Raw genomic sequence first — 23,816 nt, 5'->3', positions numbered from 1 at the left:
CGGCCCTCAGCGCACCCGGATCACGGCGTCGCCGGGCGGCACGAGCTCACCGATCACCGGCAGGCCGGGCAGTTCACCGGCCAGCAGCAGGCCGCCGGAGGTCTGCGCGTCGGCGAGCAGCAACGCCTCGTCGGCCGGCACCGCGGACAGGTCGCAGTGCGGCGCCACCCAGTCGAGGTTGCGGCGGGTACCGCCCGGTACGAACCCGGCGGCGACCGCGTCGCGCGCGCCCGCCAGGTACCGCACCGCGCGGTGCTCGACCACCGCGGACACGCCGGACGCGCGGCACAGCTTGTACAGGTGGCCGAGCAGCCCGAAGCCGGTCACGTCGGTACCGCAGTCGATCCCGGCGGCGACCGCCCGTTCGGACACGGCCCGGTTGAGTTCGGTCATGGTGGACACCGCGTCCGGGAACACCTCGCCGGTCGCCTTGTGCCGGTTGTTGAGCACCCCGAGGCCGAGCGGCTTGCTCAGCACCAGCGGCAGCCCGGGCCGGCCGCGGTCGTTGCGGATCATCCGGGCCGGGTCGACCAGCCCGGTCACCGCCATCCCGTACTTGGGTTCCGGGTCGTCGATGCTGTGCCCGCCGGCGAGATGGCAGCCGGCAGCGGCGGCCACGTCCGCGCCGCCGCGCAGCACGTCGGCGGCGAGGTCCCAGCCGAGAACGTCACGCGGCCAGCACAACAGGTTGAGCGCCACCACCGGCCGGCCACCCATCGCGTACACGTCGGACAGCGCGTTGGCCGCCGCGATCCGGCCCCAGTCGTACGGGTCGTCGACCACCGGGCCGAAGAAGTCGGTGGTCGCCACCACACCGGTCGGCATGCCGGTCGACGCGTCCAGACCGACCACCGCCGCGTCGTCACCGTTGTCCAGGCCGACCAGCAGCTCGCCGACCGTCGGCGCCGCCGGTGCCACCCCGGTCAGGCCGGCGACCAGGCGTTCCAGCTCCCCGGGCGCCACCTTGCAGGCGCAGCCGCCGCCCCGCGCGTACTGCGTCATCCGCGTGCCGGTCACGGTCATGCCATCGACCCTGTCACGTCCCACACCGGCGTGTCCGCTTTTCGCGTCGAATCGCGCGGGTGCACGATGGGGTGCGGCGGCCCCGTGGGTGGCGGGGCCGTGGAGGCGTATCCGGCCTGGTGACCGGCGCGGTCCTCAACACCGTCGAGGCCGAGCAACTCGACCTGGCGGGTTCGATTCCCGTCCGCCTCCGCCACACCGCCCGGTCGCCGCTCCGGCGGCCGGGCGAACCGCCGCCGGGCCGACCGGTCGCCGGGCGACCGCGGTGGGCAGACCCCTGCCGGCCGACCGGCGTGACAACGGAGGCTGCCGGCGGCGTGCACACCGCCGGCAGCCTCCGTCGGGGCGCGCCTGCCGGACCGCGGCGCGCCGGGCCGGCCATCGCAACGGGGCCGTTCCCGTCGCGACCCCCCTGGCCGGCAGTGAAACACCTTCCCCGCCATGGGCGTGCCAAACGTCGCACCGGCAGCTGTTTTGCCCAGCTGGTTCGTTGCCCGCTCAGGCCGCATGCCGCGCCCGTAGGACCGGAGCCCGGCGTCGTGGATGGCCGACCACGATCTCGTCGCTGTCACCCTCCAACCAGGCCCGGATGGCAGCCAGCGTGGACGACAACAGCCGCGAGATGTGCATCTGCGAAACACCCAACCGATCAGCGATCTGCTGCTGGGTCAACTCATCGAAAAACCGCCAACGGATCAACTGCCGCTCCCGCACCGGCAGCCGCTCCAACGCCGGACGCAACGACACCCGCTCCGGCACCTGCTCGACCGACTCGTCGGCAGCACCCACCAGATCACCGACCTCACTGCCGTCATGATCCCAACCAGCCGGCGCGTTCAACGACGCCACACTGTAGGCGGCATCAGCCCGCAACCCCGCATCCACCGACTCCGAGTCGACCCGCAACTCCTCGGCGATCTCGGCCACCTGCGGCGTGTGCCCCAACCGCTGCTCCGCCCGCTCGGTACCAGCCCGCACCTCACTGCGCAACTCCTGCAACCGGCGCGGGACCCGCACCTGCCAGCACTGATCACGAAAGTAGCGCTTCAGCTCCCCCGGATCGTCGGCACCGCATACCCAGCCAGCCCACCCCGCTCCGGATCGAACCCAGCCACCGCCTTGACCAGACCCAGCCTCGCCACCTGAACGAGATCATCCACACTCTGCCGCCCATGCGGGAAAGCCCGAGCGATCCCGTCCGCCATCGGAAGAAGAGTCTCGACCACCGCGTCCCGAGCCCGGCACCGGCCCGGATCGTCCTCGGGCAGGTCACCCACCCGGTCCAACAACTGCTCGCAGTGATCGAGTTGTTCGTCGCTGACACGTCCCACGGCGCTTGGCACCCCCGGCGCTTCCACGGCACCCGTCGCACTCGGCGCCGCATCGGTTTCCATGCCCGTGGTTGGACCTCTCAGCTGTACCCCCGCAGCACCCTCGTTCAAACAGGATCGGCAGTTCCCGCCCCGGCCGGGCCCGTTTCACGCATCATGCCCCGGCCGTACGTGGAACGGCTGTCGCCGGCCGTCGAGCCGGGCGCCGGGCTGTGGTGCGCGGCGATCAGCCGACCGGCCCGTCGGTCGGGTCCGCCGATCGATGCTCTCCGGCCTGCTGCCACTCGTCGATCTCGGCGACGGAGTCCAGCGCCCAGTCGCGGATCGCCGGCAGTTGCCGCAGCCCGAACGTCGCGGCGAGATGACCGAACTTCATCGGTGGCAGCCGGTCCTCGTTCGGTAGCGAGCCGATGAACGCGGTGAGGTGGTCGAGGCGCTGCTGGGCCTGCTCGGCGTACTGCCGCAGGTGTTCCCGGGCTTCGGCCGGGTCCAGCACGAACGTCAGGAACAGCCGGAGCAGGAACTCGTTGCGCACCACGGCACTCTCCGGCGGTGTGCGCAGCCACTCGACCAGCGCCCGCCGGCCCGGGTCGGTGATCGCGTACGTCTTGCGGCCGCGCGCCCCCTGCGCGACCACCTCGACCAGCCGCTCGTCCGCCAACCGCCCCAGTTCCTGATAGATCTGGTTGTGCTTGGCATGCCAGGCATAGCGGTCCAGGGTGGCCTCGAACCTCCTGGCCAGCTCGTACCCGCTGCCCGGCTCGTCGGCCAGCAGCCCCAGCAGTGCGTAGCGCAGCGACATCCCGCCTCCTCGTCCGTGCCACCCTATCGACCCGTAGGACTTGACAGTCAGATTCGTACATGTCATTTTCTACCTGTAGCGAGAACGGCACGACCACCCCGTATTCGAGGAGGGCCCGATGACCACGCACGACCCCGCCCCGTCCCGCACCGCCGCCGGATCGGGACTGCGCCCGGTGATCGTCGGCCTGCTGACCGACCTGGGCGTCCCGATCGCGGTGTACTACCTGCTCCGCGCCCTCGGCGTCGAGCCGTACCAGGCGATGCTCGGCGGTACCGTCGCCGCCGGGCTGCGGCTCGCCTGGGTGGCGGTGCGGTCCCGCCGGTTCGACGGCATCGCCGCGTTACTGGCCGCGATGTTCGCGTTCGGTCTGGTGCTGTCGCTGGTCAGCGGCGACCCCCGGTTCCTGCTCGCCAAGGACTCGGCGATGACCGGGCTGGCCGGGCTGGTGTTTCTGGGCAGTGCCGTCGCCGGCCGACCGGCGATCTACGCGCTGCACCGACGGATGGTCGCCCGCACCCCGCAGGCGCGCGCCGCGACCGAACGCCTGTGGGCGACGACGCCACCGTTCCGGCGCATCATGACGGCGATGACCGTGGTCTGGGGGGTCGGACTGCTCGCCGAGTCCGCGATCCGGGTCGCGCTGGTCTACCTGCTCGACCTCGATGTCGCCGTCGCCGCATCGGGACTCCTGCAGGTCGTCGCGCTGGTCACGCTGCTCGGCTACACGATGATCGCCCGCCGCCGAGCGGTACGCCGGGCCGACCGGATCGACCACCCGGCGCCCGCCACCGTCGCCGCACCGGTCCTCCTGCGCTGACGACCGGTCCCCCCGGAGGGCCGATCGTCCGAGCGGTTCACCCGCCCGGCCGGCGGTCGACGCGCACCGGACGCCGGGCGCGCTGCCCAGGTCGGCCGGGCCTGCCGCGGAGGCCGCCCCCGCCGCTGCTGTAGCGCCGGTCAGCCGGTGGTGTCCAGGCCGACCGGGTCCGGGCGCAGCGGATCGGCCGCGGCCGGTCGGCTCAGTACCGCGGCCGCCTCCATCAGCGCACCGTGGACGAAGGCCTGCGGGAGGTTGCCGCGCAGCTGTCGTTGCGCGACGTCGTACTCCTCGCTGAACAGCCCGGCCGGACCGCACGCGGTGCGGTTGCGCTCGAACCAGCGAACCGCGGCCTGCGTGTCACCGTGCTGGTGCACCGCGATGGCCAGCATGAAGCCGCACAACAGGAACGCACCCTCCGCCTCGCCGAGCGCACGCCCCTCGTGTTCGAACCGGAAGGCGAACCCGTCGCAGGTCAACCGCGCCACGTAGGCCTGCAGGGTGGCGAGATCACGCGGATCACCGACCGGCGTCGCGCCCCGAATTCCGGCTATCACCAGCGCGGCGTCCAGGGTCGGGTCGTCGGCGGCCCGCTGCCAGCGGCCGGACGGATGCGTACCCCAGGTGGCGGCGTCGGTGACCAGGGCGTCGGCGAGGCCCGCCCACCGATCCCCGATGCCGCGTACCGCGCGCAGCCCGGCGGCACAGATCAGCCGACTGTGCGTCCACCGCCGCGGATCCAGCTCCCAGATCCCGGCATCCGGTTCCTGCCAGCGCCGTTCGATCGCCTCGGCGGCGACCTCGATCGCCTTGCGGCCGGCGGCGTCCAGCCGCCCGGCCCGTTCGGCGGCGCCGAGGGCGAGCAGCGCCTCGCCGAACACGTCGAGCTGGAACTGTTGCCGTGCCCGGTTGCCGACGACGTCCGAGCCGCCCGGATAGCCGGGCAGGCCCAGATGGCGCTGTGCCGGGACGCTGTCACCGTCGACCGTGTACGCCGGGCTCAGCTGGTCACCGTGGTCCAGCAGCCGCGCGGTCAGGAACCGGGTCGCCCCGTCCAGCAGCGAGTTCGCCCCGGTCGCCGCCGCCTGCGCCGTCATCGCCTGGTCCCGGATCCACACGTACCGGTAGTCGTAGTTGCGGCCCGCCTCGGCACGTTCCGGCAGGCTCGCCGTCGCCGCCGCGACCATCCCGCCGTCCGCGGTGCTCATCCCGCGCAGCACCGCGTGGGCGTGCCGCACGTCCCGCTCCGCGATCGTGTTCGGGGACAACCCATCCGACCGCCACGCGTCCTCGGTGCGCCGCCAGCAGGTCGTCGCGTCCGGCGCACCGGTCACCGCCTCGCCCATCGCCAGCACCAGATCGTGCCGGCCCCCGGCCGGGACGGTCAACTCGGCGACGAGACGACCGTCGCCGTCCGGCCGGGCGTCCGGCAGGCCGGCCCAGTGCCAGCGCACCGAGCCCGACGCACCCCGCCACCCGGATTCGGTCCGGTGCAGGTCGGCGGCCGGGTGCCGGCCGAACCCGGCGCGAACATCGAGCATCACCCGGACCCGGGCCGGCCCGTCGACGGCGACGAGCTGGCGTAGCAGGACCACCTCGTTCCGGTCCCCGGGAAGGCCAGCGCCTCCCGGCACTCGACGATCCCGCTGCCGGTGATCCAGCGGCTCCGCCAGATCAGCGTGCCGTCCTCGTACGAGCCACCCCACACGTACCGCTCGGCCGGTGCGACCAGATAGCAGCCGGCGCCACCGAGCAAGGTGCTGAACACCGCGTCGCTGTGCCAGCGCGGCACGCACAGCCAGCAGACGTCGCCGCGCGGCCCGACGAGCGCTGCCCGCTCCCCGTCGGCGAGTACGGCATACTCGCGCAGCACGTGCGGGGCCACTTCGGGAAATTCCTGGTCCGCCATACTCGGCGGGTACCCATCGAAGGCCGTGGTAATCCCCGTGGGCGCGGCGGCGGGGCCGGGTCCCCGCGGCGGCCCGGCGACGCCGACCGCGGCGGATCGCCCCGCACCCGCGGCGGATCACCCCGCACCACCGCCCGGCACGCCCGATCGGGCACCGGATCGGTCGGGGCGGTCGGGTCAGGCCGCGATGGCATCGACGTCGCGGGTGAAGATGCGATGCTTGGCCAGCGCCGCCTCGAAGTCGTCGAGGAAACGCCGCCAGGCGTCGGAGTCCGCCGGATCGGCGACCAGGACCACGCCCTGTTCCGCGTCGGCGCGGGCCGCATCGTCCGGCATCGCGGCATCCAGCAGGCGAACCACCAGGTCGGCACCGGCACCGATGCCGGCGACCGGCTTGCCGTGCTTGTACGCCTCCAGCACGTAGTGCGTGGCCGCGCCGTCCGCTTCGAGTGCGGACACCGCGTCGGCACCATCGGGCACCAGCACCGCGTCGTAGAGTACCGAGGAGACTGTGGTGTGCGACCGGTCCGCCGACACCGCCTCACCCTCCATAGTGGATAGTTCGCCGTCGCGCAGGCCCAGCAGCTCGGGCCGGGCACCGCACCCGGTGAGCGCATCGAACAGCGGGCGCAGCGTGGCCCCGGACAGGCCGTCCGCGGCCAGCACCGCGACCGTCCGGGTGCTGACGCTGTCGCCGATCAGGTTCGCCATGCTCAACGCCGGCGAGCTGCGTCCGTGGTTGCTGGTCGCCGCGGCCGGTGGGTCGACGCCGATCCCGGCGGCCACGGCCGCCGCGAGGTCGTGGTCGATCTCGTTGATCCGGTCGACGGCCCGCTCCCGGACGTGCCGGTGCTCGCACTTGCCGAGTTCGAACCGGAACGCCGCGACGATGTGTTCGCGTTCCCAGTCCGCCATCGAGTTCCAGAACAGCGTCGCCTGGCTGTAGAAGTCCTGGAAACTGGGGCTGCGTTCGCGGATCTTCGTGCCGCTGACCGTCTGCGTGTGGTGCACGTACGCCCCGGCGTCGGGCGACGCGGTCACCGGGCAACCACCCGGGTTCAGCGAGTTCGGCGTGTAGCTCGCCGGCCCGACGTGGATGTCCTGCTGGCCGTACCCGTCGCGCTGGTTGTTGGCGACCCGGGCGACCGGCCGGTTCACCGGGAGCTGGGCGAAGTTCGGGCCGCCCAGCCGGATCAGCTGGGTGTCGAGGTAGGAGAAGTTGCGCGCCTGCAACAGCGGGTCGTTGGTGAAGTCGATGCCCGGCACCACGTTGCCGGTGTGGAACGCGACCTGCTCGGTCTCGGCGAAGAAGTTGTCCGGGTTGCGATCCAGCACCATCCGCCCGATCGGCCGGACCGGCACCTGCTCCTCCGGGATGATCTTCGTCGCGTCGAGCAGATCGAAGTCGAACGCGTGCTCGTCCTCCTCGCCGACGAGCTGCACGCCGAGCTCCCACTCGGGATACTGGCCGCTCGCGATCGCCGTCCACAGATCGCGGCGGTTGAAGTCCGGGTCCTTTCCGGCGCACTTCTGCGCCTCGTCCCAGACCAGCGAGTGCACCCCGAGCAGCGGGCGCCAGTGGAACTTGACGAAGGTGCCCTGGCCGGCGGCGTTGACGAACCGGAAGGTGTGCACCCCGAAACCCTGCATCATCCGGTAGCTGCGCGGGATCGCCCGGTCCGACATCAGCCACATCACCATGTGCATGGCCTCCGGCTGCAGCGACACGAAGTCCCAGAACGTGTCGTGCGCCGACGCGGCCTGGGGCATCTCGTTGTTCGGCTCCGGTTTCACCGCGTGCACGAAGTCCGGGAACTTGATGCCGTCCTGGATGAAGAAGACCGGCATGTTGTTGCCGACGAGGTCGTAGTTGCCCTGCCGGGTGTAGAACTTCGTGGCGAAGCCACGCACGTCGCGCACCGTGTCCGCCGAGCCGCGCGACCCGGCGACCGTGGAGAACCGTACGAACACCGGCGTCTCCAGGTCCGGGTCCTGCAGGAAGTCGGCTCGGGTCACGTCGGACATCGACTCGTACACCCGGAACCTGCCGTACGCACCCGCCCCGCGGGCGTGCACGACGCGTTCCGGGATCCGCTCGTGGTCGAACCTGGTGATCTTCTCCCGCGCGTGGAAGTCCTCCAGCAGCGTCGGCCCGCGATCACCGGCGCGCAGCGAGTCGTCGGTCTGCGCGACCCGTACCCCTGGTCGGTGGTGAGATGCTGGCCGGCCGGGTCGTTGCGTGCGGCGTCGAGATCGTGTTGCTTGTCGAAACCGCGTTCCGCGGACTGCGGTCCCTGCTGGGTAGGCTGCTGCTGGTCGGCCATCGCCGTCTCCTCACCGTCAGCCGAGTCGTTGCCACGAGACCGCGGCCACCGCACGGGTGATCCCACCGCGCGCCCGGGCGAACCGAGCTGGCGCGTCCCGATCGTCGTCGCAGCATCGCTACCCGGCCACCGCACCGGCAAACTCTGGTACCGGATCCGGCCGCGGGCGCCGCACCGGGTCACCGCACCGCCCCCGGCCGGTCGACCGGGTGGGTTCACCGGCCCGCCTCCGGCGACGCCTCCGGCACCGAGGCGAGCGCGGTCGCCACGTCCCGCAGGTAGGTACGCAGCCCGAGCAGGGCGATGAGCCCGGCAACCGGCAGCGGGGCCATGAACAACAGCACCGAGTACGTCCAGCCCTGCGGTACGGTGCGCAGCGAGTCGGCCACCAGCCCGAGCCCCACCGGCCCGCTGGTCTCGGCCATCGCGCGAAGCGCGGTGCGCACCGCCTCGGCCCGTCCCCACAACCGGGGGTGCATGATGTCCAGCCGGGCCGCGTCGAACGGCGGGTTCGCCGCCGCGAGGATCGCGGTGCCGATCATCAGCAGCGGCACCGCCACCAGCGCGCTGGTCGTCGCGATGGCCGCCGCGAGCACCGGGGAGAGGATCAGCAGGCACACCGCGGGCATGGCGACCCGGACGCGGGGGTGGCCGCCCCGTAGCAGCCGGTCGGTGAGCCGGCCACCGACCATCACCCCGGCCACGGCGCCGACGCCGATCACCACGACGAGCAGGCTCGCCACCGACTTGGGGATCGAGTACTGCCGCATCGCGTAGACGATCGCGAAGGACCGGATCGCGGCGAAGAAGAAGTAGCCGAGCGCTGATGCGACGATGACCACCAGGTTGGTCCGCACCCGGAGCACGTAGCCGATCGCCCACCACAGCGAGCGCTGCGCCGGGTCGTCGTGCAGCACCATCCGCCGCACCGGCCGGACACCACGCTCGGCGAGCATCCTCGGCACCGGATCGTGCGCGTCGCGATCCGGCCCGCGGGCGGGGCCGCCGCGTGCCGGCTCGGGCAGCCGGCTGATCAGCCAGGCAACCAGCGCACCGATCGGCACCAGCCAGAACATGGCGATACGCCAGGAGGACAGGCCGGCGATCTCGCCCGCGACGACGAAGCCGCAGCCGGTGCCCACCAGCTCACCGCCGAGGATCACCCCGTACACCCGGCCCCGGCGGGATCCCGGCACGTAGTCGCCGACCAGGGAGGCGATCAGCGGTCCCGCCGCGGCAGTCACGACGCCCAGCAACGACCGGGCCCCCAGCATCCACCAGTACGACTGGGCGCTGCCGGACAGTGCCAGGGCGACGGCCCAGCAGGCGACGCTCACGGCGAGTATCCGAACGCGCCGGAACCGGTCGGCGACCACGCCGACCGGGATGGCGAACAGCGCGCCGAGCAGGGTCACGACCGACACCAGCAGTCCGATCTCGGTGTTGCCGACGCCGAACGCGTGTTCGATGTCGTCGCTGGTCGCCGCGATGCTCGCCAGGTCGGCGCCGCTGAGACCCAGCGTCGCACCGAACAGCACCGGGATCCGTGCCGTACTGCCGCCGGTCATCGGGGGTCCGACCGCCGCCGGGCCGCCGTGGCGGCCCGGCACACTGCGGGCGCCGCGACCGCGGTCGTCCCGATCCTTGCTGGCACGCAGGGCGACTACCCGGCCGCGCCCCGTCCACGCCCCCGGCTGCCGCCGAGCACCTCGGTTTGTCCCCGGCAGCCGTAGGCATCCGACACCGGCGGACCGGACCACCGTGCGGGCCGAGGGCCCGATCTCGCCCGCATCCGGCCGCACCGCGTCCGGCGTGGCGCCACCACACGGGAGGCCGAGATCCAGCAGCGCGTGCCGCGCCGTGGCGGCGGCACGCGCTGCTCGCCGGAGCCGGCGATGGGCTCGTCAGGCGGCCGGATGCAGCAGTACCTTGGTCCAGCCGTCCTCGCGCCGGTCGAAGCGTTCGTAGGCGTCCGGCCCGGCGGCCAGCGGCAACTCGTGCGAGACGATCCAGCCCGGCCGGGACCTCCCGGCGACGATCATGTCCCGCAACTGCCGGTTGTACCGCTTGACCGGCGCCTGGCCGCTGCCCATCCGCAGCCCCTTGGCGAAGAACGTGCCGTAGTCCCACCCGATCCGGCCCTGCCGGGCCGCCTCGTCGACGCCACCCGGCTCCTGCGGCAGGTAGACACCCACCACACCGATGGCGCCGGCGCTGCGGACCACCCGTACCAGGTTGTCCAGGGCCAACGCCGGATGCTCCTGGCCGGTGGCGTCGTGCGCCTGGTAACCGACCGCCTCGACCCCCTTGTCGGCCCCGGCGCCGCCGGTGGCGTCCATGATCTGCTCGACCGGATCGCCCTGCGACAGGTCGATCGGCACGGCGTCGATCTCGGCCGCCAGCCGCAGCCGGTCCGGCTCCTTGTCCACCACGTACACCCGGCTCGCGCCGCGCAGGTAGGCGCTGTGCGCCGCCATCAGCCCCACCGGACCGGCGCCGAACACCGCGACCCGGTCCCCGGGACCCACCTGGGCGAGCTCCGTGGCGTGGTAGCCGGTCGGGAACACGTCGGAGAGCATCGCGAAGTCCGCCTCGTGCCCGGTACCCGGCGGCAGCGCCAGCAGGTTGAAGTCGGCGTACGGCACGCGAAGGTACTCCGCCTGGCCCCCGGCGTAGGGCCCCATCGACGCGTAGCCGTAGGCCGCGCCGTCCATCCCCTCGGTCGGGTTGGTGCGCAGGCAGTACGAGGTCCAGCCGGCTTCGCAGTTGCGGCACGTCCCGCACGCGATGTTGAACGGCACGGACACCCGGTCGCCCACCCTGCGGTGCATCACGCCCGACCCCACCTCGGTGACCACACCCATGTTCTCGTGGCCGAGGATGGTGCGGTCGGCGACGTCGGTACGCCCCTCGTACATGTGCAGGTCCGAGCCGCAGATGTTGGTGGTGCTGATCTGCACGATCGCGTCGGCCGGGTCGGTGATCGCCGGCTGCTCCACCGTCGCCAACTCGACCCGCCGCGCGCCGCGGTAGAGCAACGCCTTCACCGTGTTCCTCTCTCCGCGGCCGGTGGGCGCACCCGCCCCCGGCCGGCGCCCGCCGCGCCGGTGGCGTCGTCGTTCCGCCGCTCCTCCCAGCGATCCGCGACGCGGTCGAACCTGCGCCGGAGAGCCTCGCGGGCGAACTCGTACGCCTGCCTTCCATCACCGAAGCGTCGAATGGCTGCCTCGTGCGCCAACAGCCAGGTCGCGCGGGCGGCCCGCGGCGACTGCTGGAGCGCCAGGGGCAGCTCCTGCATGGCCGGCATGTCATCCTCCGTACTCGTGGTCACCTGACGCGTTTCCACCAGGCGGTCCACCAAACCGGCGCGGGGAGCCGACGACCCTTTCGATGCCGGGGCACCCCCGTGGCGGCGGCACGATCAGCCCGGCAGCGTCTCCCCGCCGATGGGCGCCAGCACCTCGCCGGTGTAGTACGAGGACAGCTGGTCGCTGGCGAAGAACACGTAGGACGGCGCGATCTCGTCCGGATGCGCGGCCCGCCCCATCGGCACGTTCTCGCCGAACTGCTGCACGTGGTCGGCCGACAGCGTCGACGGGATCAGCGGCGTCCACACCGGGCCGGGCGCGACACAGTTCACCCGGATCCGCCGCTCGGTCAGCGACTGCGCCATCGAGTAGGTGAACGCGAGGATGGCGCCCTTGGTCGCCGAGTAGTCGATCAGGGTCTTGTTTCCCCGCAGCCCGTTGATCGACGAGGTGTTGATGATCGCCGCACCGTCGGGCAGGTGTTGCAGCGCCGCCTTGGTGGTGTGGAAGAACGAACCGAGGTTCACCGCCAGGGTGCGGTCCCACTGTTCGGTGTCGATGTCGAGCAGCGAGTCCGCCGGCGACTGGTAGGCGACGTTGTTGACCAGGATGTCCAGTCCACCCAACGCCGACACGCCCGCCGCCACCACATCGGCGCAGTGCGCCGGATCGGCCATGTCACCGGGCAGCAGCACGCACCGGCGGCCCTCCTGCTCGACCAGCGCCCTGGTCTGCTCCGCGTCGCGGTGCTCGGACAGGTACGACACGGCGACGTCCGCGCCCTCCTTGGCGAACGCGACGGCGACGGCACGGCCGATGCCCGAGTCTCCCCCGGTGATCAGCGCCCGCCGGCCGGACAGCAGCTCCCGGCCCCGGTAGTCGCGCATCTGGTCGTCCGGCACCGGCTGCATCTCGCCGGTGGTACCCGGATAGTCCTGCTGCTGCGGCGGCGTCTCACTCGTGCTCATGCCGACCGGCTACCCACCGGGGTTCGGCACAAACCGCGGCCGGACGGGTCGGCGTCGACCGCCCCGCCGCCCCGGGGCCGTTCAGGTGTTCGCCGGCGACCTGTCACTGTCCGGGCCCGCGGCCGAACACCGCAACGACTGCCGCACCGGCCACGCACAGCACCACCTCGATCAGGTAGACCACCAGGTAGCCGGTGAACGTCGGGGTGGCCGCCGCCGACCCGGCGAACGCGGCCAGCACGATCGTGCCGACCTGCCCACCGGCTCCCCCGGCCAGCCGGCGCACCGTGCTGTTCAGCGCGGTCGAGGCGGCCGCCACGTCGGCCGGGACCCCGGCCGTCACCACCGCGCTGCTGGCCTGCAACCCGGCGCCCGCGCCGACACCGAGCACCAGGCTGGCCACCAGTGTCAACGGTACCGAGCTGCGGTCCAGGGCCAGCAGCACCGCGCTGAGCGCCAGCAGCAGCAGACCAGCGGCAGACACCAGCCGCGCTGGGATCCGCCGCTCCAGCACACCGGCGATCGGCGCGGCGAAGGTCTGTCCCACCGCGATCGGCAGCATCAGCAGACCGATCGCCGCGCTGTCCAGGCCCAGGCCGTAACCGGCGCCGTGCGGATCGGTCCGGGCCAGTTGCGGGATCACCAGGTAGCTACCGAACAGCGCCCAGCCGAGCCCGATCGCCGCGAGATTCGCCACCGTGACCGGCCTGCGGCGCAGGATGTGCAGGTCGACCAGCGGGTTGCCGACCGACCGTTCCCGCCACACCCAGCCGGCCGCGGCCAGCACGGCCAGGACGAAAACGCCGATCGTGCCGGCGGCCGTGGCGCCGAGGGTGATCACCAGGGTCAGCGCGCCGAGCAACGCGATCGAGGCGAGCGCGAGCAGCCCCGTACCGATCAGGTCGTAGCCACCGCCGGCGCGTTCCCGGGTGGCGGGCAGCAGCCGCAGCGACAGCGCCCAGCCGACCGCCACCAGGACCGCCCCGGCGGCGAACACGGCCCGCCAGGACACGTGCTGCGCGAGCAGCCCACCACCGACGAACCCGAGAGCGGTCCCGATCCCGAACGCGGCACCGAGTGCGGACACCGCGCCGGTGGTACGGCCGGCGGTGGCGCTGCGGGCCAGCGCGAGCGCCAGCGGGTAGACGGCGCCGCCGACACCCTGCACCGCCCGGCAAGCCAGCAGTACCGGCAGGTTGGGGGCCACGGCGGCAGCGGCGGACGCGACGGCGAACACGCCGAGCCCGGCCAGCAGCACCCGGCGCCGCCCGTACAGGTCGCCGAGCCGGCCGAGCGCCGGGGTCGCCGCAGTCGCCACCATCAGGTACACGGTGACCAGCCAGGACGCCCACTCCGGCGACGCGTGCAGGTCGACCTGCACGTCGTGCACGGCGGGTACCACCGCGGTCTGCTGCACGGCGAAGCCGACCACCGCCACGATCAGCGTCCCGACGACCCGGCGAGGCGAGGCCGAGGCGTCCGGTGCGGTGGCGTGGGCCGAACCGACCCGCCCGTCACTGCGGATCCGGGCGGTGCCGTGCGGTCGCCGGTCGCTCACGGCGCGCGCAACGCCGTGCCGGCGCCGGTCCACCCGGACCCGGACGGCCCGGACACCCCGGCTGGGGTGGTGACGGACAGCGCCGCGGCGGTCGTTTCCCGGTCGGTCCGCTCGGGCGGCTCGCCCATTCATCCGTTTCCGATGGTGTACCGGGTGGGCGCGCGCACCGTGCACCTCCTCGCCGTGGATGCCGCCGACACCGCTGCGATACCCAGTACGCGGGCGGGCAAGCACGAGACTTCGACCACACACCGCGTCGCGTCCGGGACCGGCAAGGTGTTGCCGGGGCGGGTGCGGGTAGGTCCGCTGCACCGCCGGCAGAAGGGAACGACCATGTCCACACGCGCACGCCGCACCATCGACCGGCTGGCAGACCGGTACAGCGGGCGGGAGGCGCCGCGCCCGCTGTCCGGCTACCTCACGGTTCTCGCGATCTACTCCGGTGCGGCGGCGACCGGGACCGCGCTGGCCCGGCTCACCGGCCGGCGGGTGCCCCGGTTGTCGCCGTCCGACGTGTTGCTGTTGACGACGGCCACCCACAAACTGAGCCGGCTGCTCACCAAGGACGCCGTCACCAGTCCGCTGCGCGCGCCGTTCACGCGGTACCGGGAGCCGGCCGGGCAGGGCGAAGTGAACGAGGAGGTCCGCGCCTCCGGTACCGGGCACGCCTTCGGGGAGCTGCTGGTGTGCCCGTACTCCGCGGCGGTCTGGGTGGCCACCGGGTTGACGGCGGGAATGGTCTTCGCGCCACGGCTGACCCGCCTGGTGGCAACGACCTTCACCGCGGTGGCCGGATCGGACTTCCTGCAGCTCGGCTACGAAGCCGGCAAGCAACACCTGGACCGGATCAGTTCCGCGACGTGAGGCCGGTCCGGGGCCGGGCGCCGGGGCCGGGCAGCCGCCGGGGTCCGCGGCCGTACCGGGCGAGTCCGGCCAGCCGCCGCCGGCGCGGCGGCCGCTGGCCGTTGCTTCGCATATCTCGGCGCCGACCGGGTATGTGCAGCTGAACCGAGTCAGCCGGAAGGGGGACGCATGCCGCAGGTCGTCGTGGTGACCGGTGCCAGCGCAGGGGTGGGTCGAGCCGTGGCTCGATCGTTCGCGCGTCGAGGTGACCGGATCGGGTTGCTCGCCCGCGGCGCGGAGGGACTCTCGGCCGCCGCGGAGGACGTGCGCCGGGACGGCGGTACCCCGCTCGCGGTGCCGACCGACGTGGCCGACGCCGGGCAGCTGGCCGACGCGGCGGAGCGGGTCGAGCGCGAGCTCGGACCGATCGACGTGTGGGTCAACGTGGCGATGACGACCGTGTTCGCACCGTTCGAGCGGATCGAGCCGGAGGAGTACCGTCGCGTCACCGAGGTCGACTACCTCGGCTTCGTGTACGGCACGATGGCCGCGCTGCGGCACATGAAGCCGCGCGACCACGGCACCATCGTGCACGTCGGGTCGGCGCTCGCCTACCGCGGGATCCCGCTGCAGTCCGCGTACTGCGGGGCCAAGCACGCGGTACAGGGGTTCCACGAGTCGCTGCGCTGCGAGTTGCTGCACGAGGGCAGCAAGGTGCGGGTGACGATGGTCCAGATGCCCGGCCTCAACACCCCGCAGTTCTCCTGGGTGCGGTCCCGGCTGCCGCGCCGGGCCCAGCCGGTACCGCCGATCTACCAGCCGGAGGTCGCCGCCCGGGCCGTCCTGCACGCCGCCGACCATCCGCGCCGGCGGGAGTACTGGGTCGGCTCCAGCACCGCGGTCACGCTGCTGCTCAACGCCGTGGTCCCGGGGCTGCTGGATCGCTACCTGGCGCGAACCGGGTTCGCCGGCCAGCAGACCGAACAGCCGCAACGCGACAGCGACCCGGAGAACCTGTGGCAGCCCGCCGACGGCCGGTCCGGTCACGACTTCGGTGCGCACGGCCGGTTCGACGACGAGGCGAGGAGCACCGACCCGCAGCCGTGGCTGTCCCGCCACCACGGGGTACTGGCCACCGCCGCGGCCACCGCCGCCGGGGTGTGCGGCGTGGTGGCGGCCCGGCAGCTGCGGGGCGGGCGGCATCCGGCCTGACCGGCACCCCGCCAGCACCGACCGGATGAGCAGCGAAGGGTGATGAGTGACGTGACAGGTCCGGTACGCGAACAGACGCCGGCGGATCTGGCCCAGTTGGACGTGACGGGCCTCGCGACGGCACTGCGGGACCGGGTGGACGGCGAGATCCGGTTCGACGCGGGCAGCCGCGGCGCGTACGCGACCGACGCCTCCAACTACCGGCAGGTGCCTCTCGGGGTGGTACTGCCGCGCTCGGTCGACGCGGGTGTCGAGACGATGCGGGTGTGCGCCGAGTACGGCGCGCCGGTGCTGTCCCGGGGCGGCGGTACCAGCCTGGGCGGCCAGTGCACCAACGTCGCGGTGGTCGTCGACTGGACCAAGTACTGTCACCGGCTGGTCTCGGTGGACCCGGAACGGCGCACCTGCGTGGTCGAGCCCGGCATCGTGCTGGACGAGCTGAACCGCCAGCTGTCCGAGCACGGCCTGAAGTTCGGGCCGAAGCCGTCCACGCACAGCCACTGCACGCTGGGCGGGATGATCGGCAACAACTCGTGCGGCGCCTCGGCCCAGGCGTACGGCAAGACCGTGGACAGCGTGCGCCGGCTGGAGATCTGTACCGCCGACGGCGCCCGGTTCTGGATCGGCCCGACCAGCGACGAGGAGTACCGGCAGATCCTCGCCGCGGGCGGCCGGCGCGCCGAGATCCACCGCGGCCTGCACGAGATCGCGGAACGCTACGCCGAGGACATCCGGTCCGGGTACCCGGACATCCCGCGCCGGGTGTCCGGCTACAACCTCGACTCGCTGCTGCCCGAGCACGGCCCGAACCCGGCGCGGGCGCTGGTCGGCAGCGAGGGGACGCTGTGCGCGGTGCTGCAGGCCGAAATCGACCTGGTCCCGGTCGAGGCCGCCGACGCGATCCTGGTCCTCGGTTACGACGACGTCTGCGCGGCCGCCGACGACGTGCCGGCGATCCTCGCGCACAGCGAACCGGGCCAGCTGGAGGCGATCGACGGCCGGATGGCGCAGCTGATGCACGAGGAGCACGCCTACCTCGACTCGCTGGACCAGTTGCCGGCCGGCAACAGCTGGCTGCTGGTGCAGTTCTTCGGCGACGACAAGGCGGCCGCGGACCGCAAGGCGACCGACCTGGTCACGGCGCTCGGCAGGACCACCGACGACGATCGGGTGGCGCTGTCCGACGACACCGTCCGCGAGCAGGAGATGCTGAAGGCACGCGAGGCCGGGCTCGGCGTCACGGCCCGGCCACCGGACGACCGGGAGACCTGGGGCGGGTGGGAGGACTCCGCGGTGTCGCCGGACCGGCTCGGCGACTACCTGCGCGAGCTGAAGGCGCTGTTCGACGAGTTCGACTACGACCATCCGGCGGTGTACGGGCATTTCGGCCAGGGCTGCGTGCACACCAGGATCCCGTTCGAGCTGACCACCACCGACGGCGTCGCCACGTTCCGCGAGTTCCTGCACCGCGCGGCCCGCCTGGTGGTGTCCTACGGCGGGTCGCTGTCCGGCGAGCACGGTGACGGGCAGGCCCGCGGCGAGCTGCTGACGATCATGTACGGCCCGCGGCTGGTCGAGGCGTTCGGCGAGCTGAAGCTGCTGCTCGACCCGGACAACCGGCTGAACCCCGGCAAGGTCGTGAGCCCCAACCGGGTGGACGGCCAGTTGCGGCTGGGCGCCGACTGGCATCCGGGTACCTTCGACACCGAGTTCGGCTACCCGCACGACGACCACAGCTTCACCAATGCGGTGCTGCGTTGCGTGGGCATCGGCAACTGCCGCTCGCACACCGGCGACGTGATGTGCCCGTCGTACCGGGCCACCGGCGAGGAGGAGCACTCCACCCGCGGCCGGGCCCGCCTGCTGTTCGAGATGATGAACGGGCACGGCGACTCGCCGGTCCAGGACGGCTGGCGCTCCACCGAGGTGCGCGACGCGCTCGACCTCTGCCTGGCCTGCAAGGGATGCAAGAGCGACTGCCCGGTGGGCGTGGACATGGCCACTTACAAGGCGGAGTTCCTGTCGCACCACTACGCGCGCCGGTTGCGCCCCACGGCACACTACGCGCTCGGCTGGCTGCCGCTGTGGGCGCAGCTGGCCCGGCCGGCACCGCGGCTGGCGAACGCCGCGCTGCGGGCGCCGGTGGTCTCCAGGCTGGGCAAGCGGATCGCGGGTGTCGCCGCGGAACGCGACGCGCCGCCGTTCGCGGCGCGGCCGTTCGTCGACTGGTGGCGGGCGCAGGGCCGCGCCGAGCCGGATCCGCGCGATCCGCGGACCGTGGTGCTGTGGCCGGACACGTTCAGCAACCACTTCCATCCGCACGTGGCGCGCGCCGCGGTACGGGTGCTGGAGGCGGCCGGCCTGCACGTCGCGGTCCCCCAGGAGCCCGTCTGCTGCGGGCTGACCTGGGTCTCCACCGGCCAGTTGAAGACCGCGAAGAGGGTGCTGCGGCGCACCGCCGCGGTGCTGCGACCGTGGCTGTCCGCCGGTACCCCGATCATCGGGCTGGAGCCGTCGTGTACCGCGGTGTTCCGCTCCGACGCCCCGGAACTGCTGGGCGACGACCCGGACATCGAACGGCTGGCCGGCCAGGTGTCGACGTTCTCCGAGGCGCTGCTGCGGTACGCGCCGGAACAGTGGCGACCGCCGCAGCTGGCCCGGCGCGCGCTGGTGCAGACGCACTGCCACCAGCACGCGGTGCTGGGCAGCGACCCGGACACCGAGCTGCTGCGCCGTGCCGATGTCGACGCCGACTTCCTCGACTCCGGCTGCTGCGGCCTCGCCGGCAACTTCGGCTTCGAACGCGGCCACCACGAGGTCTCGATGGCCTGCGCGGAACGGGTGCTGCTGCCCGCGGTACGGGACGCGGCGCCGGACACCCTGGTGCTCGCCGACGGGTTCAGCTGCCGCACCCAGATCGAGGAGGCGGGCACCGGCCGTCGGGCCATGCACCTGGCCGAGGCGCTGGCGATGGGGCTGTCCGGGCACGCACCGGTCGAGCGCCCCGAGCTGGTCGCGGCGCCGCGGCCGGCACCGTCGCGACGGGACGGCAGGGCCGCCGCCGCGGTCGCCGCCGGGCTGCTCACCGGCGCGGCGCTCACCGCCGTACCGCTGGTCCGCGGGGGCATCCGCAGCCTGCGCGGCCGTCGCTGAAGTCCCGCGTGCGGTGGCGCCGCCACCGCGCGCGGCCCGGAACGCCCCCATGAACCGGAGCGCCCCATGAACCGGAGCGCCCCCCATGAATTCGCCGGCCACGCTCGGGGCGTTACATCCTTGATTGAGGCTTCCGTCCGGCCTGTCTGATCGCTACGCTCCGCCTTGTCCGTGGAGGTTCTGCCGGGACCGGGCGTCACGAGCCCGCTCCGTCCGAACCTCCGACCGGGACCCCTACCCCTCAAGGAGGTTCCCCATGGGTTCACGCCTGCGTACCGCCGCGGTGGCGGCCATCGCAGCAGCGGGGCTGGTGAGCATGTCCGGCGCCGCCCTCGCCGCCCCGGCACAGGCCGGCACGACCGGGCGCACGATGCGCTCGTGCGCCACCCCGACCGCCGGCCACGCGCACTGCCTCGCGGAGATGCGTACCGACGTGCACCGCAGCAACGCCGCGGTCCGCCGGGCCGCGGCGACGCCGTCCGGGTACGGCCCGGCGGACCTGCAGTCGGCCTACAACCTGCCGTCGGCCAGCGCCGGTAGCGGGCAGACCGTGGCGATCGTCGACGCGTACGACGCGCCGACCGCCGAGCAGGACCTGGCGGTCTACCGCAGCCAGTACGGCCTGCCGGCGTGCACCACCGCCAACGGGTGCTTCCGCAAGGTCGACCAGAACGGCGGCACCCGCTACCCGCACAAGAACGGCGGCTGGGCGCAGGAGATCTCGCTCGACCTCGACATGGTGTCGGCGGTCTGCCCCAACTGCAACATCCTGCTGGTGGAGGCGAAGACGGCTTCGTTCGCCAACCTCGGTGCCGCGGTCGACCGGGCCGCCACCATGGGCGCGGACGTGATCAGCAACAGCTACGGCGGCTCGGACGCCTCCGACGCCAACTACGGCCAGTACTACAACCACCCGGGCGTCGCCATCACCGTCAGCTCCGGCGATGCCGGCTACGGCGTCGAGTACCCGGCGTCGTCGCACTACGTCACCGCGGTCGGCGGCACCTCGCTGCGGCAGGACTCCAGCTCGCGTGGCTGGTCCGAGTCCGTGTGGAGCGGCGCCGGTTCCGGCTGCTCCAGCTACAACGCCGCGCTGTCCGGCCAGTCCGGCGTCGGTACCGGGTGCGGGAACCGGGCGGTCGCGGACGTCTCCGCGGTGGCCGACCCGAACACCGGCGTCGCGGTCTACGACAGCACGGCCTACCAGGGGTACTCGGGCTGGATGGTGTTCGGCGGCACCAGCGTCGCCGCGCCCGTGATCGGGGCCGTCTACGGCCTCGCCGGCAACGCCGGCAGCATCGACAACAACTACCCGTACGCGCACGCCTCGTCGCTGTTCGACGTGACGAGCGGCTCGAACGGGTCGTGCAGCACCAGCCAGTGGTGCACCGCGCGCAGCGGCTGGGACGGTCCCACCGGCCTGGGCACGCCGAACGGCACCGGCGCGTTCTGACCGGCCGGGTGCCTGTCGGCGCGGCGCGCCGACAGGCACCCGACAAGCCCGCTGGCCGCCCCAGGGGCACGGGCAAACCGGATTGCCGCCCCGGTGCACTGGCAAACCGGATTGCCGCCCCGGTGGGCACGGGCAAACCGAATGGCCGTCCCCGGGGCGGGCACCGGCGGGACAACGAAGGTCAGGCGACGCGGTACGGCTCGGCGTCGGCGGGGCGCAGCCGCAGGCCGTGGCCCGGGATGGCCAGGTCGGGGCGGGCCGCACCACCGGACGGGTCGGGTACCCCGTCGAACAGCATCCGTTCGATCCGGTCGTGGTCGGCGAACCACTCCAGGTGCCGGAAGTTCGGGGTGGCCGCGGCGACCGGCACGCTCAGGCTCGGCGCGCAGTGCCCGGAGACGTCCCGGTTGTGCGCCGCGGCGACCGCCGCGATCCGCAGCCATTCGGTGTAGCCGCCGCACCGGGTCGTGTCGATCTGCAGGCAGTCGACCGCATCCACCATCCGGGCGAAGTAGACGAGGTCGTAGCCGTACTCCCCGGCCGCGACGTCCGGCTCGACCAGATCGCGGATCCGGCGCAGCCCGGCCAGGTCGTCCGACGACACCGGCTCCTCGAACCACAGCACGTCCCACTCGGACAGTCGCCGGCCCACCCGGATCGCCTGCCCGACACCGTATCCGCCGTTGGCATCGACGTAGAGTTCGACGTCCGGGCCGACCGTCGCACGGGTCAGCGCGATGCGCTCCAAGTCCCGGTCGACCCGGCTGCCCCAGGACTCGCCGATCTTGATCTTGACGCGGCGCAGTCCGCGGGACAACCAGCCGGTGAGCTGGTCGGTGAGCTGGCGGTCGTCGTAGCTGGTGAACCCGCCCGAGCCGTACACCGGGACCTCGGCGCGGGCCGAGCCGAGCAGCCGCGCCAGCGGCAGGTCGGCGAGCTGCGCCGCGGCATCCCACCACGCGGTGTCCACCGCCGACAGCGCGCAGGAGACGAGGCCGGGCCGGCCGAGGTTGCGGATCGCGCGCTGCATCCGACCCCAGCCGTACGGCACGTCCAGCGCGTCCACGCCGACCGCCGCGTCGGCGAGCTTCCCGCGGATCAGCGGTACGCAGGCGGCGTCGGCGTAGGTGTAGCCGAAACCGGTGACCGGCCCGGCCCGTACCGAGGCGGTCACCAGCGTGGTGGAATCCCAGGACAGCGTGCCGTCGGCCTCCGGTACCTCGGTCGGCACGGTGAACGCGGCGGCGTCCACGGCGTCGACCGTGACGTCCGGCCGCGGCACTAGTGCTTCCGTCCCTGCGAATCACCCGGCAGGAACTCCTGCACCTTCGACTTGACGCCCTCCTTGAGCACGCTCCACCGCTCCGGATCGCCCTTCACGATGGCCTCGGCCGCCTTCTCCATCTGATCCCAGCTGGCGTGCGGCGGGATCGGCGGTACTGACGGATCGGTGACGAACTCGATCAGGCACGGCCGGTCGGCGGCGATCGCCTGCTCCCAGGCCGCGGTCACCTGGTCCGGCTTGGTGACCTCGATACCGGTCAGCCCGATCAGGCTGGCGTAGGCCGCGTACGGGAACTGCGGCAGCTTCTGCGACGGCTCGAACTGCGGTGAGCCGGCCATCGCCCGCATCTCCCAGGTGACCTGGTTGAGATCGCCGTTGTTGAGCACGCCGACGATCAGCCGCGGATCGTCCCACTCCTGGTAGTACATCGCCGCGGTGAGCAGCTCGTTGATCCCGTTCATCTGCATCGCGCCGTCACCGACCAGCGCGAACGCCGGCCGGTCCGGATGCGCGAACTTGGCGCCGACCGCGTACGGCATCCCGGGGCACATGGTGGCCAGGTTGCCGGACAGCGACGAGCGCATCCCGGCGCGGATCTTCAGGTGCCGGGCGTACCAGTTCGCCGCCGAACCGGAGTCGGAGGTGATCATCGCGTCGTCCGGCAGCAACGGCGACAGCGCGTGGAAGACGTACTCCGGGTTGATCGGTTCCGCCTCCACCGCGGCGCGCCGGTCCATCACCTCCCACCACCGGGTGACGTTCGACTCGATCTCCTCCCGCCAGGCACGCTTCTGCTTCCGTTGCAGCAACGGAACCAGCGCCCGCAGCGTGGCCGCCGCGTCGCCGACGAGGTTCACCTCGTACGGGTAGCGCATGCCGACCATCGTCGGGTCGATCTCGATCTGCACCCCGCGCGCCTGATCCAGCTCCGGCATGAACTGGGTGTACGGGAAGCTCGATCCCACCGTGAGCAGGGTGTCGCAGCCCATCATCATCTCGTAACTGGGCCGGGTGCCGAGCAGCCCGATCGCGCCCGTCACGTACGGCAGGTCGTCGGGCAGCACGTCCTTGCCGATCAGCGCCTTCGCCACGCCGGCACCGAGCACGTCGGCGGCCTGCTCGACCTCGGCGACCGCGCCGGCGGCGCCCTGGCCGACCAGGATCGCGACCTTCTCCCCCGCGTTGAGCACGTCGGCGGCGCGGCGGATCTCGTCGTCGGACGGTACCGGCGCGCCACCCTTCGCCATGCCGAGACTGGACGGCACCATCTTGAACGCGTGCGTCGGTGGCGAGTAGTCCAGCTCCTGCACGTCGCCCGGAACGATCAGGGCGGTGACCGTGCGCCGCGACATCGCCACCCGCATCGCCCGGTCCAGCACGTTCGGCAGCTGTTCGGGCACCGTGACCATCTGCACGTAGTCGGCCGCAACGTCCTTGAACAGCGCCATCAGGTCGACTTCCTGCTGGTACGAGCCGCCCATCGCGCTCCGGTTGGTCTGCCCGACGATCGCCACCACCGGCACGTGGTCCAGCTTCGCGTCGTACAACCCGTTCAACAGGTGGATCGCGCCGGGACCGGAGGTCGCCGCGCACACACCCACCCGGCCGGAGAACTTCGCGTAACCGCATGCCTCGAACGCGGCCAGTTCCTCGTGCCGAGCCTGAATGAACCTCGGTTTGTCGTCGGCCCGCGCCCACGCGGCCAGCAGTCCGTTGATGCCGTCCCCGGCATAGCTGAAGACCCGCTCCACACCCCAGTCGCGGAGCCGTTCCAACAGGTAATCGGCGACCTTCTGCGCCATGACGCCCCCAACCGCACGGTTTCCG

General features: G+C 72.6%; 18 protein-coding genes, 1 tRNA gene and 1 pseudogene. 6 read left to right on the top strand and 14 right to left on the bottom strand.

Going from position 1 to position 23,816, the window contains the following annotated elements; translation table 11 throughout:
• Nucleotides 1-6: 6 nt before the first annotated feature.
• A complete protein-coding gene (gene selD, locus Athai_RS08045; RefSeq protein WP_203960902.1) occupies nucleotides 7-1,023 on the bottom strand; it encodes a selenide, water dikinase SelD in 1,017 nt (338 codons plus the stop codon).
• 101 nt (nucleotides 1,024-1,124) lie between these two features.
• On the opposite strand from selD, the gene Athai_RS08040 reads away from it, so the two are divergent.
• Nucleotides 1,125-1,219 (top strand) — tRNA-Sec (locus Athai_RS08040).
• A gap of 302 nt (nucleotides 1,220-1,521) precedes the next feature.
• Here the strand turns inward: Athai_RS08040 and Athai_RS08035 are convergent.
• From Athai_RS08035 to Athai_RS08025, 3 genes are all read right to left on the bottom strand, one after another.
• Complete coding sequence (locus Athai_RS08035) at nucleotides 1,522-2,040, bottom strand: sigma-70 family RNA polymerase sigma factor (RefSeq protein ID WP_203960901.1); 519 nt, start codon at nucleotides 2,038-2,040, stop codon at nucleotides 1,522-1,524.
• Nucleotides 2,041-2,069: 29 nt separating this feature from the next.
• Entirely contained in the window at nucleotides 2,070-2,417 is a 348-nt protein-coding gene (locus tag Athai_RS08030) for a sigma factor (RefSeq protein ID WP_203960900.1), read from the bottom strand.
• A gap of 163 nt (nucleotides 2,418-2,580) precedes the next feature.
• On the bottom strand, nucleotides 2,581-3,156 hold the full coding sequence (locus Athai_RS08025) for a PadR family transcriptional regulator (RefSeq protein WP_203960899.1): 576 nt from the start codon (nucleotides 3,154-3,156) through the stop codon (nucleotides 2,581-2,583).
• A 118-nt stretch (nucleotides 3,157-3,274) separates the two neighbouring features.
• On the opposite strand from Athai_RS08025, the gene Athai_RS08020 reads away from it, so the two are divergent.
• Nucleotides 3,275-3,976: a VC0807 family protein gene (locus Athai_RS08020; protein ID WP_203960898.1), complete on the top strand. Its 702-nt coding sequence runs from the start codon at nucleotides 3,275-3,277 to the stop codon at nucleotides 3,974-3,976.
• A gap of 140 nt (nucleotides 3,977-4,116) precedes the next feature.
• Here Athai_RS08020 and Athai_RS08015 read toward each other — a convergent pair.
• The 8 genes and pseudogenes from Athai_RS08015 to Athai_RS34740 form a co-directional block, all read right to left on the bottom strand.
• Nucleotides 4,117-5,885: pseudogene (locus Athai_RS08015) on the bottom strand (glycoside hydrolase family 15 protein).
• A 177-nt stretch (nucleotides 5,886-6,062) separates the two neighbouring features.
• Nucleotides 6,063-8,030, bottom strand: coding sequence for a catalase (locus Athai_RS08010; protein WP_239157366.1), 1,968 nt, complete (start codon nucleotides 8,028-8,030; stop codon nucleotides 6,063-6,065).
• 394 nt (nucleotides 8,031-8,424) lie between these two features.
• Nucleotides 8,425-9,777: an MFS transporter gene (locus Athai_RS08005; protein ID WP_203960896.1), complete on the bottom strand. Its 1,353-nt coding sequence runs from the start codon at nucleotides 9,775-9,777 to the stop codon at nucleotides 8,425-8,427.
• Nucleotides 9,778-10,113: 336 nt separating this feature from the next.
• Nucleotides 10,114-11,256 (bottom strand): glutathione-independent formaldehyde dehydrogenase, encoded by a 1,143-nt coding sequence (locus Athai_RS08000; RefSeq protein WP_203960895.1) that lies wholly within the window; start codon nucleotides 11,254-11,256, stop codon nucleotides 10,114-10,116.
• Nucleotides 11,253-11,516 (bottom strand): ChaB family protein, encoded by a 264-nt coding sequence (locus Athai_RS07995; protein WP_203960894.1) that lies wholly within the window; start codon nucleotides 11,514-11,516, stop codon nucleotides 11,253-11,255. Before Athai_RS07995 ends, Athai_RS08000 begins: the two co-directional genes overlap by 4 nt.
• A 114-nt stretch (nucleotides 11,517-11,630) precedes the next feature.
• A complete protein-coding gene (locus Athai_RS07990; protein ID WP_203960893.1) occupies nucleotides 11,631-12,485 on the bottom strand; it encodes an SDR family oxidoreductase in 855 nt (284 codons plus the stop codon).
• A 103-nt stretch (nucleotides 12,486-12,588) separates the two neighbouring features.
• Nucleotides 12,589-14,043, bottom strand: a complete 1,455-nt coding sequence (locus Athai_RS07985) for an MFS transporter (protein ID WP_203960892.1) — start codon at nucleotides 14,041-14,043, stop codon at nucleotides 12,589-12,591.
• On the bottom strand, nucleotides 14,040-14,171 hold the full coding sequence (locus tag Athai_RS34740; protein WP_275422369.1) for a hypothetical protein: 132 nt from the start codon (nucleotides 14,169-14,171) through the stop codon (nucleotides 14,040-14,042). The genes Athai_RS07985 and Athai_RS34740 overlap by 4 nt, the downstream gene beginning before the upstream one ends.
• 205 nt (nucleotides 14,172-14,376) lie before the next feature.
• Here Athai_RS34740 and Athai_RS07980 point away from each other — a divergent pair, with 205 nt between their 5' ends.
• The 4 genes from Athai_RS07980 to Athai_RS07965 all read left to right on the top strand — a co-directional run bounded on the left by Athai_RS07980 (nucleotide 14,377) and on the right by Athai_RS07965 (nucleotide 20,704).
• Nucleotides 14,377-14,907, top strand: a complete 531-nt coding sequence (locus Athai_RS07980) for a DUF1360 domain-containing protein (RefSeq protein ID WP_203960891.1) — start codon at nucleotides 14,377-14,379, stop codon at nucleotides 14,905-14,907.
• Nucleotides 14,908-15,075: 168 nt separating this feature from the next.
• Nucleotides 15,076-16,098 (top strand): SDR family oxidoreductase, encoded by a 1,023-nt coding sequence (locus Athai_RS07975; RefSeq protein WP_203960890.1) that lies wholly within the window; start codon nucleotides 15,076-15,078, stop codon nucleotides 16,096-16,098.
• Nucleotides 16,099-16,140: 42 nt separating this feature from the next.
• Nucleotides 16,141-19,251, top strand: a complete 3,111-nt coding sequence (locus Athai_RS07970) for an FAD-binding and (Fe-S)-binding domain-containing protein (RefSeq protein ID WP_203960889.1) — start codon at nucleotides 16,141-16,143, stop codon at nucleotides 19,249-19,251.
• Nucleotides 19,252-19,507: 256 nt separating this feature from the next.
• Nucleotides 19,508-20,704, top strand: a complete 1,197-nt coding sequence (locus Athai_RS07965; protein ID WP_203960888.1) for a S53 family peptidase — start codon at nucleotides 19,508-19,510, stop codon at nucleotides 20,702-20,704.
• Between the two features lie 181 nt (nucleotides 20,705-20,885).
• Here Athai_RS07965 and Athai_RS07960 read toward each other — a convergent pair whose 3' ends face one another.
• Together Athai_RS07960 and Athai_RS07955 are read right to left on the bottom strand one after the other, a co-directional pair.
• Nucleotides 20,886-21,986 (bottom strand): enolase C-terminal domain-like protein, encoded by a 1,101-nt coding sequence (locus Athai_RS07960; protein ID WP_203960887.1) that lies wholly within the window; start codon nucleotides 21,984-21,986, stop codon nucleotides 20,886-20,888.
• Complete coding sequence (locus Athai_RS07955) at nucleotides 21,986-23,791, bottom strand: thiamine pyrophosphate-requiring protein (RefSeq protein ID WP_203960886.1); 1,806 nt, start codon at nucleotides 23,789-23,791, stop codon at nucleotides 21,986-21,988. Before Athai_RS07955 ends, Athai_RS07960 begins: the two co-directional genes overlap by 1 nt.
• Between the last annotated feature and the right edge of the window lie 25 nt (nucleotides 23,792-23,816).

The sequence above is a fragment of the Actinocatenispora thailandica genome (assembly GCF_016865425.1).
Classification (GTDB): Bacteria; Actinomycetota; Actinomycetes; order Mycobacteriales; family Micromonosporaceae; genus Actinocatenispora; species Actinocatenispora thailandica.
This window is presented reverse-complemented; position numbering and strand designations above follow the sequence as displayed.

Excerpts from the sequence above, each read along its gene's own strand:
- Athai_RS07970 (WP_203960889.1), top strand. The coding sequence starts at position 16,141 with ATGAGTGACGTGACAGGTCCGGTACGCGAACAGACGCCGGCGGATCTG.
- Athai_RS07990 (WP_203960893.1), bottom strand. The coding sequence starts at position 12,485 with ATGAGCACGAGTGAGACGCCGCCGCAGCAGCAGGACTATCCGGGTACC.
- Athai_RS08005 (WP_203960896.1), bottom strand. The coding sequence starts at position 9,777 with ATGACCGGCGGCAGTACGGCACGGATCCCGGTGCTGTTCGGTGCGACG.
- Athai_RS08030 (WP_203960900.1), bottom strand. The coding sequence starts at position 2,417 with ATGGAAACCGATGCGGCGCCGAGTGCGACGGGTGCCGTGGAAGCGCCG.
- Athai_RS07965 (WP_203960888.1), top strand. The coding sequence starts at position 19,508 with ATGGGTTCACGCCTGCGTACCGCCGCGGTGGCGGCCATCGCAGCAGCG.
- selD (WP_203960902.1), bottom strand. The coding sequence starts at position 1,023 with ATGACCGTGACCGGCACGCGGATGACGCAGTACGCGCGGGGCGGCGGC.
- Athai_RS07955 (WP_203960886.1), bottom strand. The coding sequence starts at position 23,791 with ATGGCGCAGAAGGTCGCCGATTACCTGTTGGAACGGCTCCGCGACTGG.
- Athai_RS08025 (WP_203960899.1), bottom strand. The coding sequence starts at position 3,156 with ATGTCGCTGCGCTACGCACTGCTGGGGCTGCTGGCCGACGAGCCGGGC.
- Athai_RS34740 (WP_275422369.1), bottom strand. The coding sequence starts at position 14,171 with ATGGGCGAGCCGCCCGAGCGGACCGACCGGGAAACGACCGCCGCGGCG.
- Athai_RS07980 (WP_203960891.1), top strand. The coding sequence starts at position 14,377 with ATGTCCACACGCGCACGCCGCACCATCGACCGGCTGGCAGACCGGTAC.
- Athai_RS07995 (WP_203960894.1), bottom strand. The coding sequence starts at position 11,516 with ATGCCGGCCATGCAGGAGCTGCCCCTGGCGCTCCAGCAGTCGCCGCGG.
- Athai_RS08020 (WP_203960898.1), top strand. The coding sequence starts at position 3,275 with ATGACCACGCACGACCCCGCCCCGTCCCGCACCGCCGCCGGATCGGGA.
- Athai_RS07975 (WP_203960890.1), top strand. The coding sequence starts at position 15,076 with ATGCCGCAGGTCGTCGTGGTGACCGGTGCCAGCGCAGGGGTGGGTCGA.